General features: G+C 74.0%; 8 protein-coding genes. 3 read left to right on the top strand and 5 right to left on the bottom strand.

The features are described 5' to 3' along the window. Positions 1 to 2 precede the first annotated feature (2 nt). The 3 genes from GWK15_RS09715 (at position 3) to GWK15_RS09705 (ending at position 6193) form a co-directional block, all read left to right on the top strand. The gene (locus GWK15_RS09715) at positions 3 to 3014 is read left to right on the top strand and encodes a CHAT domain-containing protein (RefSeq protein ID WP_168041082.1); all 3012 of its coding nucleotides are present in this window, start codon (positions 3 to 5) and stop codon (positions 3012 to 3014) included. A gap of 136 nt (positions 3015 to 3150) precedes the next feature. Next, a complete protein-coding gene (locus GWK15_RS09710; RefSeq protein ID WP_168041081.1) occupies positions 3151 to 5433 on the top strand; it encodes a serine/threonine-protein kinase in 2283 nt (760 codons plus the stop codon). Between the two features lie 10 nt (positions 5434 to 5443). Next, positions 5444 to 6193 carry a dienelactone hydrolase family protein gene (locus GWK15_RS09705; RefSeq protein WP_168041080.1) on the top strand — a complete coding sequence of 250 codons (750 nt, stop codon included), beginning with the start codon at positions 5444 to 5446 and terminating at the stop codon, positions 6191 to 6193. Positions 6194 to 6199: 6 nt separating this feature from the next. On the opposite strand, the gene GWK15_RS09700 is transcribed toward GWK15_RS09705, so the two are convergent. The 5 genes from GWK15_RS09700 to GWK15_RS09680 all read right to left on the bottom strand — a co-directional run bounded on the left by GWK15_RS09700 (position 6200) and on the right by GWK15_RS09680 (position 11856). Continuing rightward, the gene (locus GWK15_RS09700) at positions 6200 to 6916 is read right to left on the bottom strand and encodes a YopT-type cysteine protease domain-containing protein (protein WP_168041079.1); all 717 of its coding nucleotides are present in this window, start codon (positions 6914 to 6916) and stop codon (positions 6200 to 6202) included. A gap of 85 nt (positions 6917 to 7001) precedes the next feature. Beyond that, a complete protein-coding gene (locus tag GWK15_RS09695) occupies positions 7002 to 8009 on the bottom strand; it encodes a hypothetical protein (protein ID WP_168041078.1) in 1008 nt (335 codons plus the stop codon). Positions 8010 to 8019: 10 nt separating this feature from the next. Then, positions 8020 to 8679 carry an OmpA family protein gene (locus tag GWK15_RS26295; RefSeq protein ID WP_168041077.1) on the bottom strand — a complete coding sequence of 220 codons (660 nt, stop codon included), beginning with the start codon at positions 8677 to 8679 and terminating at the stop codon, positions 8020 to 8022. 141 nt (positions 8680 to 8820) lie between these two features. Beyond that, a complete protein-coding gene (locus GWK15_RS09685; protein ID WP_168041076.1) occupies positions 8821 to 10323 on the bottom strand; it encodes a methyltransferase regulatory domain-containing protein in 1503 nt (500 codons plus the stop codon). Positions 10324 to 10353: 30 nt separating this feature from the next. Next, on the bottom strand, positions 10354 to 11856 hold the full coding sequence (locus GWK15_RS09680) for a class I SAM-dependent methyltransferase (RefSeq protein ID WP_168041075.1): 1503 nt from the start codon (positions 11854 to 11856) through the stop codon (positions 10354 to 10356). Positions 11857 to 11897: the final 41 nt, after the last annotated feature.

The following is an 11897-nucleotide window of genomic DNA, read 5'->3' as shown; positions in this document are numbered from 1 at the left end:
CCGTGCGCGTCCCGCTCGCCGCCTGCCTGCTCATCGGACTCTCGGCCTGCTCCGAGCCGCCGCCCGACGCCTATGTGACGCGCACCATGAGTGCCACCGCCGGCGAGCCCGTCGGCACCGACGCACGCAACGAGGCCTGCCAGGCGCAGCCCGGGCGCACCATCGCCGCCGACCGTCCGGTGCTGCGTGCGCGTGAGGTGTTCTGCGGCGGCTGGACCCAGCCGGCCGCGCGCGTGCTCGAACTCTCGGGCAGCGCGACCGAGGCGGATCTCGACGCGCTCGCCACCTCGGGGCTGTGGCGGTCCTGGCTCGACCAGCGCGTCGCCTGCGGCCCGCCGACGCGCACCACCGTGACGGGCGGCGGCTCGGCGCGGCTGCTCGCCTGCACGCGCCGGGCCGGCGGCTGGCCGCACGTCGCCATCGTCACTGCCGGGGCGTCCGGGCCGGTGGTCGCCGACGGCGTCGCGACCTCCCTGCCCGTCATCGAGCGCCTCGCCACCGGCCGCACGGGCGGTTCGGGCACCGCGGCAGGGGGCGGGTCGCGTTCGGCCGCGCTCGAACTCGCGGTGGCGCGCCTGTCGGCCGACGCCTTCGGCGCCGCCGATGTCGGCCGCTACGAGCAGCTGATGAACCTCGGCCGCGACCTGAACCAGACCGAGAACTTCGCCGCCGCCGAGGACGCCTACCGCGCCGCGCTGTCGGTGCAGGAACGCGTGCTGGGCCGCGACAATCCCAACACCGCGGCGCCGATGCTCGCCCTCGCGGTGAACCTGTCCAACCAGAAGCGCCTGTCCGAGGCGCAGGTCCTGCTCGACCGCGCCGGCACCCTCGCCCCGCGCGCCGCCGACCCGACCATGCAGGCGCGCGTGCTGCACTATCGCGGCCTGCATGCGCTCAATGCCGGCGACCCGGCGCGCGCGGCGACCTTCCTCCAGGAAGCCGAGACCCGCTACGCCGCGCTGGCGCCCGCCGCCTCGCAGTCGCAGGAGAACGACACCGCCGAGCTGCTGGCCGACCCGGTCCAGCAATCGGCGATCCTTGGCCTGGCGGAAGCGAAGCGCAACCGCGCCGTGGCGCTGTCCCGCGCCGGGCGCGCGCAGGAAGCCGCCGAGGTGGTGGCCGAGGGCCGCGCCGTGCTGCGCCGCGCCGGGCTCGAGCCCAACATGATGGTCGGCCGCGCGCTGCGCACCGAGGCCGGCGCCGATATCCGCCTCGGCCGCACCGAGGCGGCGGCGACGCTGCTCGAACGCGCGGCGGGCCGCTTCGGCATCGCCGCCCCGGGCGAGCGTCCGGAAGCCGTGACGCTGTTCCTCGCCGGCCAGCAGCGCCTGCGCGCCGGCCGCCGGACCGAGGCGCTGGCCGCCTTCCGCACCGGCGCGGGCATCCTGCGCGCCCGCCAGATCGGCCTGCCGGTCGCCCTCGTCGTCCCCTACCTCGACGCGCTGGACCAGGAAGCCTCGGCCAGCCCGGGCAATGCCGCGGCGCTGCGGGCCGAGATGTTCGGCGCCGCGCAGCTCGCCCAGCGTTCAAGCACTGCGCGCTACGTGCAGCAGGCCTCGGCGCGCCTTGGCGTGTCGGAAGGCAATCCGGCGGTGCAGGGCGCGGTGCGCGGCCTGCAGGACGCCGACCGCGAACTGCGCGACCTGTTCGCCGAGCGCGACGCCTCGGGCGCCAACAACGCCGCGCTCGACCAGCGCATCGCCGCCGCCCAGCAGCGGCGCGCGGAGGCCGAGAGCCAGGTGGCCGCGGCGGCGCCGGGCTATCGCCAGCTGCTGCTCGCCGCCGTCGATGCCGACAGCGTCTTCCGCGCCCTCGGGCCGCAGGAAGGCATGCTGACCATGCTGCTCGGCCCCAACAACGGCTTCGTCATGTCGGTCCGCAACGGCCGCGTCGACGCCCGGCGCATCCCGATCGGGGAGGAAGCCGTGGCGGCGCTGGTGAGCCGGGTGCGGCGGTCGAGCGAGATCGGCGCCGGCGGCGTGCCCCGCTTCGACACCGAGGCGGCGCAGGAACTGCACAACCTGCTGGTGGGCCCGCTCGCGGCTTCGCTCGCGGGCACCGAGACGCTGGTGGTCGCGCCGGACGGCCCGCTGCTCGCCCTGCCCTTCGGGATGCTGCTCGCCGGCCCCGCGCCGGCCGAGAACCTGGTCGGCGCGCCCTGGCTGGTGCGGCAATTCGCCATCGTCCATGTGCCGAGCCCGCAGACGCTGGTGACGCTGCGCGCCGCCGGCACCGGGTCGACCGCGCCGCTGCCCTATATCGGCTTCGGCGACTTCGTCCCGCCCTCGGCCGCACAATATGCGCGCTCCTTCCCCGCCGACCGCTGCGGACGCGATGCACGGCTCGCCACCGGCCTGGGCCGCCTGCCGGGTACGCGGGCGGAGGTCCAGACGTCGCGCCAGCTGATGGGCGCGGCCCCGGACAAGGCGATCCTCGGGGCGGAGTTCACCATCCCGAACATGCGGCGCCAGCGGCTCGACCAATATCGCGTCGTGCATCTCGCGACCCACGCGCTGCTGCCGGGCGAGCTTTCGTGCCTGCCGGAGCCTTCGGTCGTCGCCTCCCCGCCGGGTGGGGCGCCCTCGGCCGATCCCGCCTTCCTCAAGGCGAGCGAAGTGCTCGACATCAAGATGGACGCCGACCTCGTGATCCTGTCCGCCTGCAACACCGGCGGGCCGGGCGGCGAAGGCGGCGGCGAGGCGCTGTCGGGTCTTGCCCGTGCCTTCTTCTACGCCGGCGCCCGCGGGCTGATGGTCACCCACTGGGCGGTGGACGACGCCGCTGCGGCGCTGACCGTCGCCGACACGCTGCGCCGCCAGCAGGGGGGCGCGAGTTCCGCCGCGTCGCTGCGCGGGGCGCAGATGCTGATCCTCGAGGAAGCCGGACGCAGCATCCCGGCCGCCTTCGCCCACCCCTACTACTGGGCCCCCTTCGTGCTGATCGGCGACGGGCGGCGGACCGGGACGCCGGGCGGCAGCGCCCAGGCGCCGACCAACGGCCCGGCCCGCCTGTAACAGCGGCGCGCCGGCGCGTGCGGTGAGGGGAATCGCAATGCGTGCAAATGTTCTCCGCCGTGGTAACGACATCGCGGCGGCGAGGCTGTAGCATCGCCCCGAACCGGATGCGGGACGCCGGAGACCCCGAGGACCCATGCTGCCAGCCGAGCTGAACCAGAAGTACGAAGTCCGCGGGACGCTCGGCGCGGGCGCGATGGGCACGGTCTACGACGCGGTGGACCGCATCATCGAGCGCCGCGTCGCCATCAAGGTCGTCAACCGCCCGAACGAAAGCGACCCCGAAGCCGTCGAGGCGCATGCCCGCTTCCGGCGCGAGGCGCAGGCCGCCGGCCGCCTGTCCCACCCCAACATCGTCGGCGTCTACGACTACGGCGAGAACGCGACCCAGGCCTGGATCGTGATGGAGCTGGTCGAGGGCGGCAGCCTCAAGGGCCGGCTCGACAAGAACGAGCGCTTCACCGTCCCCGAGATCGTGCGGATCATGGGCGAGGTCTGCGCCGGGCTGCACTATTCGCACCAGCGCGGCGTGGTGCACCGGGACATCAAGCCCGGCAACATCATGCTCACGCCGGACGGCCAGGTGAAGATCGCCGATTTCGGCATCGCCCGGCTCGAGAACTCCTCGATGACGCAGGTGGGCACGCTGATCGGCACGCCCTCCTACATGGCGCCCGAGCAGTTCCGCGGCGAACCGGTCGACCTGCGCGCCGACATCTGGGCCTCGGGCGTCATGCTCTACCAGCTGCTGACCGGGGAGAAGCCGTTCGAGGGCGGCTTCTCGGCGGTCATGCACAAGGCCCTGCACACCGAGCCGCCGCCGCCCTCCACCCTGTCCGTCACCACGCCGCGGGCCTTCGACGGGGTGATCTCGCGCGCGCTCGCGAAGCGGCCCGACGACCGTTTTCGATCCGCCGCGGAATTCGCCGATGCGATCCGCGCCGCGGCCAGCGGCAACGCGCCCGAGCCTGCGATGGGCGGCGGCCTGCCGGGCCTGCCTGGCCTGAACGAGGATGCGACGGTGGTCACCGCGCGGCCCGTGGCCGGCGCGACCGCTTCTGCCGGCACGCAGTCCCGGCCAGCCACGCCCGCACCCGCCGCCAGCGGCGAGAAGAAGGGCCCGCCGGTCGCGCTGATCGCCGGCGGGGCCGGCGCCCTGGTCGCCGCCGCCGGCGCGGCCTGGTTCTTCCTCGCCGGCCCCGGCGCCGGTCCCGACCCGGCCGTGCTCGAGCGCCAGCGCCTCGAGCAGGAGGCCGCGGCGCGCGACGCCCAGGCCCGCGCACAGGCGGCCGCAGATCAGGCGCAGCGCGATGCCGCCGCGCGCGAGGCCGCGGCGCGCGAGCAGGCGGCACGCGACGCCCAGGCCCGCGAGATCGCCGCCCGCGAGCAGGCCGCCCGCGAACAGGCGGCGCGCGAAGCCGCGGCCCGCGACCAGGCCGCCACCGAGGCCCAGGCCCGCCAGGCCCAGGCCGCGCGGGACCAGGCCGCCGCCGAACAGGCCGCCCGTGACGCCGCCGCGCGCGAACAGGCCGCCCGCAACGCCGCCGCCCGCGACCAGGCCGCACGCGAGCGCGCCGCCGCCGAGGCACAGGCGCGCGAGGCCGCGGCGCGGGAACAGGCCGCACGCGAGCAGGCCGCACGTGAACAGGCGGCTCGTGACCTGGCGGCGCGTGAACAGGCTGCTCGCGACCAGGCGGCCCGCGAGGCCGCCGCGCGTCAGCAGCAACAGCAGCAACAGCAACAGCCGCAGGTCGCCGCCGCGCGGCTCGACCTGCGCGCGGCGGCGCAGGCGCTCGCGACGCAGACCCCCTGCTCGCTCATCGCCTGGTCCGCCACCGACCGCACCATGTCGCTGGCCGGCGTGGTCCGCCGCGGAGACGAGACGGCGATCCGCCAGAACCTCTCCTCGCGCGGCGTGCCCGACGATGCGGCGCAGCTCGCGCTGACCTCCTTCGACGGGCCCTATTGCGCCGCGCTCGACCTGTTCCGCCCGGTGCTCGGCCCCGCAGGGGCGGCGCCGACCGTGCAGGTCGTGGGCCGCATGCCGCTCCAGAAGGGCGAGCTGCTGCAGTTCGACGTGCAGATGCCCGACTGGCCGGCGCATCTCTACCTCGCCTACTTCATGAAGTCGGGCGAGGTCGCGAACCTGGTGCCCTCGACGCTCTACCAGGCCAGCGCGCGGGTTCGGCTTGGCGAACCCACCGGAAGCTTCACCGGCTGGGAGGTGGACGAGCCCTTCGGCACCGACCTCGCGGTGGTGATCGCCTCCGACCGGCCGCTCTTCGGCAATTCCCGCCCGCTGGTGGAATCGCAGGAAGCCTACATGTCCGCCCTCGCCGCCGCGTTGCGCAACGCGCGGGCGAGCGGCACGCGCGTCGTGGTCCGCCCGATCGTCGTCGAGACCGTGGCGCGGCGCTGAACGGCGCGCCATGGCGATCACCGGCACGGCCATCGACATCCCCGCCCCCGGCGGGGCGATCAATGCGCATCTCTACGCCCCCGCCGTCGCGCCCGAAGCGGCGCCCCCGGTGCTGGTGCTGATGGACGCGCCGGGCGTCCGGCCGGCGCTGCAGGGCATGGCCGCGCGCCTCGCCGCGGCGGGCTACCGGGCGCTGCTGCCGAACCTCTATTGGCGCAGCGCGCGCGACATCGGCTTCGACCGCGCCGCCTTCAGCCAGGAGGGCAACCCGGAGCGCGAGCGGATCTTCAACCTCGCCCGCGGCTACGGCCACGCGCAGTTCCGCACGGACCTGACGGCCATGCTCGACGCGCTCGGCGTCACGCCGGCGTGCCCCGGTGCTGCGGTCGGCTACTGCATGAGCGGGCGCTTCGCCCTGCAGGCGCTGGCCGAGCAGCCCGACCGCGTCGCCGTCGCGGCGTCCTTCTACGGCACGCGCATGGTGACCGACGCGCCGGACAGCCCGCATCTCTGGATCCCGCGCATGCGGCGGGGCGCGGCCTATCTCTGCTTCGCCGAGCAGGATCCCTTCATCCCCGCCGGCGTGCCGGGCCAGGTCGCCGCAGCGCTCGCGGCCAGCGGCGTGGAACACCGGATCGAGCATTATCCCGGCGTCCACCACGGCTTCGCCCAGCCGGATTCGGCGGGCTTCGACGCGGTGGCAGCGGAACGGCACTGGGCGGCGATGCTGGGCATCCTCGGCCGCGTGCCGCGGCGGTGATGCGCCTCAGCCCGGCTTCCTGCCGAAATCAAGCATGTAGTAGGCGTCGAAGGCGTCCCGGTAGGCCGAGATCCGCCAGAAATCCCGCATGAAGGCTTTGAACTTCGCGCGCGTGTCGAAATAGAACTCGCCGAAGTTGGGGTCGAAGAAGGACACGTCCTTGCTGCCGACATGGACGCAGAGCGCGTGCCCGCCCCCCGGCCCGAGGACCGAGACCAGCACGTAGAAGTTCTGCCCGTTCCATTGGTCGGGATCGAGGTCGCGTGCGATGCGCGCGCCCATCACCGGGCTGCCGCGCGAGGCGTGCAGCCGCGTCATCCTGGCGCGTGCCAGGCCGCGGCGCACGACGCCGTGCAGGGCGAGGTACTTCTCGGTCACCACGTCCTGGAACAGCATGTCGCCCTGGCCGGCGCCGCGCCGGACCGTGGCGTTCGCCGCCGCGCTGCCCGGTGCCGCGACGCCCTCGGCGAAGTTGATCATCAGGTTGGCGATCATCGCCGGGCGGACATTCATCGTCCCCGGCGTGCAGAGCCAGTTCCACACCGAGCGCTCGTTCGCGTGCTCGGCGATCCACTTGGCGCAGAGCGCCTGGCAGATGCCGCCCGCGGTCGCCGGCAGGGTGCGGATCAGCGTCGCCGTCGGCTCGAGGCACTGCGAGAAGGGAATGCAGGCGCCGCCTACCCCGGTCGCCGCCGCGCGAATGCGCTGGACGAATTCCCTCATGCGCGGCCACCCGGATGCGGCGGCCATCCGCCGGACGGCACGGGACGGGACGGGACTCGCCGCCGCATGTGCCGCAGGCCTGGGGTCAGATCGGCGCGCGGGCGCGCAGGGCGGCGCGCAGCTGCTCGGCCCGCGCCTCGGTCAGACCTGCATGCATGGGCGTGAAGAAGCGGGCATCGGGGGTGAAGACGAGGTAGGCCATCGCCTCGTTCATCATCACCTCCTCGAGCGCGGGATCGTATCCCTCGCGTTCGAGGAAGGCCCGGAAGGTCGCGCGCTCCTGCTCGGTGAAGACCTCGCGCCAGACCTTCGCGACATGCTCGGCGAAGTCCGGGTTGGTGAAGAAGTGGCCGTGGCCGATCTCGTGGTTGAGGATCGCGCGGCGCATCGTCGGATCGACACGGGATTCGAGGCCGGGCACCGAGATGATCGCGAAGTCCGCCGGCGGCGGCACGATGCGGCGCAGGCGCTCGACCTCCTGCCGCAGGCGCTGCTCGGCCGGGTTCAGCGTAATCCGGTCGCGGTCGGCCAGCGCGAAGAAGCGCTCGAGGTCGCGGCCGCGGTAGTTGTGGCCGTAGTAGTAGGTCGCCGCCGTGTCGCCGCTGCGCGCGATGGCCGCGGCGAGCGCGGTGTCGTCGAGCAGGCGGTCGCGCGGCAGGCCGACCTTCTCCACCAGCGCGGCGACGCGGTTGAACATCGCGGCCTGGGCATCGAGGTCGGGAAAGTCGAAGACGAAGACGCGGGGGTTCTCCGCCAGCCGGAACAGCGTCGGCGCCGTCGCGCGGTTGCCGTAGATGGCATCGGCGGCCGCAAGGCGAGGCATCGCATCGGCGGGCACCTGCACCGCCGGCGGCGCGGGCGGCGCCTGGACGATCGCCGGTCCTTCGGGCTTGGGCGGCGGTTCCGGCGTGCCGGAGCGGAGCCAGTACCAGGCCCCCGCCCCCGCCACGCCGGCCGCGACCACCGCGCCGGCGGCGGCCAGCGCCAGGGTCCGGCCCGGCACCACGCCCGGCCGGGGCGGCGGCGCTTTTCCGGCCGATGGCGCGACCGCCTGGGGCCGTGGCAGGACGACCGTCGCGTCCGGGTCGTTCATGCGCCCGCCGTCAGCTGCCGATGTTGACGACCTGGACGCGCCGGTTGCGCGCGTTGGACGTCTCGTCCGGCGTCGGGACGAGGAGCTGGGTCTCGCCCAGCCCCACCGCCTCGAGGCGGCCGGGGTTCACGCCGAACTTGTTGATCAGGTATTCGCGCACCGCCGCGGCGCGGCGCTCCGACAGCGCCTGGTTGGAGGCGTTGTCGCCGACCGTGTCGGTATGGCCCTCGATGCGGAAGCGGAAGCCGGCGAGGTCCTGCGAGTTCAGCGCGCGGCCGAGCGGCGCGAGGGCGCGTTCGGCATCGGGCGTCAGCACCGCGGAGCCCGAGGCGAACATCACGGTGATCGAGGCCGAGGGCGCGTCCGAGGTGGTCTCGCGCACCGGCGGGCGGGCGACGGCCTGGGTCGGGCGGGAGCTGCTGGTCGCCCCGGGGGAGACGGTCGGCGCGCCGGGGCCGGCGACCGCGGCGGGCGGCTGGCTCGGCGTGGCGGGCTGCGTCGTGCCTTCGGAGGCGCCGGGGACGCGGATGCCGCGGGTCTGGCCGCCGGCCTGCGGGCGCAGGCGCTCGATCAGCTGCAGCGCGGCGGGATCGGACTGCGCCAGCGCGGCCGGCGCCCCGGAGAACAGGGCCAGCGCGGCAGCGCCGGCGAGAAGCAGCGAGCGGGTCATGGTGATCCCTCCTTCGATGACGTTATGGGTATCACGGGTGCGTGGGGTGCGCATCCGAAGCGGTTCACAGTTGGACGATATCACGCCACGCATCGCCGTGGCGCGCGAGCAGTACGGCGATCTCCTCGACGGGCCGCCCGGTCATACGACGCCGAGGGCCCGCCAAGCGCCGAGATAGAGCGCGAGGGTCCTGTCGATCTCCTTCCGCAGCGCCGCGAGCGTCTCCGCATTCTCCAGATCGGGCGCGAGGTCGCGCGCCAGGAGGTCCGGATCCGCCGGCACGCCCGATTGCAGCGCGACGACGATGGCAAGGTTGGTGCCCGAGATCGGGAAGGCGCTGCCGAACGCTTCGCAGACGGCGCCGAGCGGGGAATTGGCGGCCGAAGCCTCCACCGCGAAGTGCCGCACCAGAGCCGCATTGCAGCGGGCCGCACGCGCGGACATGGCCGTATCGTTCGACGGGTCCCGCCACAGCGGCAGTGCCGTGTTGGTGTCGGCCAGCATCACCGCGATGTCGGGTAGCGTCAGGTCCTCGATGCCAGGCAGGGCGGCAAGTTCGGCGAGCGTCCTCGGCCCGCGGGCCAGCGCCTCGAGCAGCGTGCGTTGCTGCGGCTCGGGCAGGGCCGCCTGGCCGGCCTGGGTGGGCAGGCGCATCGTCGCATGGTCGGGATTGCCGGCCATGGCGAAGCGGATCTCCCCCAGCCGCCGCCGCCCCCCCGGCCGCCGCCCGCGCACGAAGATGTCGGTACGGACGCGGCGCTCGAGGAAGAGGTCGTAGGTCGTCTCCGGATGCATCCACTCCGGCAGGTTCTTGCGGATCTGCTGCTGCTGCGGGCGCAACTGAAGGTCCGCCATGCCGGCCGAGGCCCACGCCGGACCGCCGAATTCGAGCCGCGCGGCGGAGAGGTCCTTCGCTAGGTCGGCGTGGAAGACCGGCCGCCAGAATCCGGTGAACCATTCATGCGCCATGTAGGCCGGCGAGGCGTTGCCCAGCCCGATGATGCCGTCGAGCACCTTGGGCGGCGGCAGGTAGGGCGAGCCGATCTCGCGCAGCTGCTGAAGGACGGCGAGCGCGCGGCGGCTGCGTTCCGGCTCGGTGCCCGGCATGCCGCGCGCCGCCTCATGCAGCAGGCGCTGCAGCACGATCGCGCCGGAGGAGCCCGGCAGCGCGTTGTAGCCCATCAGCACCAGGCCGCCGGGCCGCAGGCGGGACTTGAGCAGCGCGACGATCCCCTGCCGCACCACGTCCGGCACCGACGTCCAGACGCCGCGGCAGATCACGATGTCGACCTCGGGCAGCAGCCGGGCGGCGCACGCCTCGTCGAACCCGGCGAGGTCCGCCTCGATCACGCGCAGGTTCGAAAGGCCTGCCTCGGCCGCGATCTCCCGCGCTTCCGCCACATGCGCCGGCTGCAGATCCAGCCCGATGACGTCCCAGCCCGGATTGGCCGCGGCGAGCAGAAGAGCCGTGGTGCCACGCCCGCAGCCGATGTCGAGCACGGTCAGCCGGTCGCGGTCGCGAGGTTCCCAGTCGGTGTCCGCGATGGCCAGCGCGAGGTGCAGCCGTGCCGGCGAGGCGGCGGACTCGAAATCGACCATGCCGCGGACATGGGCGGCACCGTAGCGGGCGGTTGCGTGGGTCACGTCGGGGCTCCCTGCCTGCCGCGCATCGCCTCAGACCACGCCGAGGGCGCGCCAGGCGCCGAGATGATGGGTCAGCGTCGCCCCCACCGCCTCGCGCACCGTCGCGACGGCCTCGGGGTCGTCGCGCCGCGGCGTCAGCCGCCGGGCCAGCGCGTCGCGTTCCGCCGGCACGCCCCCCTGGATGGCCGCAATGATCGCGAGATCCGACATGCCGAGGACCAGGGCACTGCCGAGGGCCGGCACGACGGCGCCGAGCGGCGCCTTGCTGGCGAAGGCCTCGCGTCCGAGGCGACGGGCGATGACGTGGTTGCAGCGTGCCGCACGCGCCGCGAAGGCGGGGTCGTTCGGGACGTCGCGCCAGAGCGGATGGGCGGTGAAGGTATCGAGCAGCATCAGCGCGACATCGGCCTCGGTCAGGCCCGCGCAGGCCGGAAGCGCGGCGAGGTCACGCACCCGCTGCGGCCCGGCCGCCAGCGCGCCGAGGATCGCCTGCTCCGCCGCCTCCCCGAAATTGGCCACGCCAGTCTGCGTCCCGATACGCATCACGGCGTGTTCAGGGTTCACGCCGAGCGCGAAGCGGATATCGCCCAGTGCCTGCCGCCCGCCGGGGCGGCGGCCGCGGATGAAGAGGTCCGACCGGAAGCGCCGTTCGAGAAAGGCATCCCCGATCGTCTCCGGATCCATCGTCGCGGGAAGCTGCGCCAAGGCTTCGCGGCGCTCCCGGTCGAGGTTCAGGTGCAGCAGGTTCGCCGCCGGCCGCGCCGGCCCGCCATAGTCGAGCCGCGCGGCCGCCAGATCATGCGCCAGCTCCGCATGGAACACCGGCCGCCAGAAGGGCGTGAACCATTCGTGGGCCATGTAGGCCGGCGCGCTCCGTCCCGCAGCGATGATGTGGCTCAGCACCTTGGGGTGCGGCAGGTGCGGCGAGCCGGACTCGCGCAGCTGTTCGAGTACCGCGAGCGCCGCGGCGCCCTTCTCCGCCTCGCCGCCGGCCACGCCCTCCGCCACCTCGCGCAGGATGCGCTGCAGGACGATGCAGTCCGCGAAGGCCGGCAGGGAATTGTAGCCCATGAGCACGACGCCGCCGGCGCGCAGGCGGGACTTCAACAGGGTGACGATGCCCTGGCGCACAGGATCCGGTACCCAGGTCCAGACGCCGTTGCAGATGACGATGTCGACCTCGGGCAGCAGCGCCGCGCTCGCTTCCTCGTCCAGCTCGGCGAGGTCGGCCTCGATGAAGCGGGCGTTGTCGAGGCCCGCCTCGGCGGCGATCTCGCGCGCTTCGGCGATGTGAACCGGCTGCAGGTCGAGACCGACCACCTCCCATCCCGGATTGGCCGCGGCCAGCATGCAGGAGGTGAGCCCGCGGCCGCAGCCGATGTCGAGGAAGGTGAGCCGTTCCCGGTCCGGCGGGTTCCACACCGTATCGTGCAGTGCGAGGGCGACCTGCACGCGCGCGGGGGAGATGTCGGGATTGAAGGCCGCGACGTAGCGGATGTCGGCCGCGCCATAGCGCGTCTTGGCGTCGGACAAGGCAGGCTCCTCAGTGGCGCCGCCCGGCGCGGGAAAGGCGG

This window comes from Neoroseomonas oryzicola (genome assembly GCF_012163135.1).
In the GTDB taxonomy this organism is placed as follows: domain Bacteria; phylum Pseudomonadota; class Alphaproteobacteria; order Acetobacterales; family Acetobacteraceae; genus Neoroseomonas; species Neoroseomonas oryzicola.
This window is presented reverse-complemented; position numbering and strand designations above follow the sequence as displayed.

Bases quoted from the DNA above. Each gene is read 5' to 3' on its own strand.
- GWK15_RS09700 (WP_168041079.1), bottom strand. From the start codon at position 6,916: ATGAGGGAATTCGTCCAGCGCATTCGCGCGGCGGCGACCGGGGTAGGC.
- GWK15_RS09705 (WP_168041080.1), top strand. From the start codon at position 5,444: ATGGCGATCACCGGCACGGCCATCGACATCCCCGCCCCCGGCGGGGCG.
- GWK15_RS09710 (WP_168041081.1), top strand. From the start codon at position 3,151: ATGCTGCCAGCCGAGCTGAACCAGAAGTACGAAGTCCGCGGGACGCTC.
- GWK15_RS26295 (WP_168041077.1), bottom strand. From the start codon at position 8,679: ATGACCCGCTCGCTGCTTCTCGCCGGCGCTGCCGCGCTGGCCCTGTTC.
- GWK15_RS09695 (WP_168041078.1), bottom strand. From the start codon at position 8,009: ATGAACGACCCGGACGCGACGGTCGTCCTGCCACGGCCCCAGGCGGTC.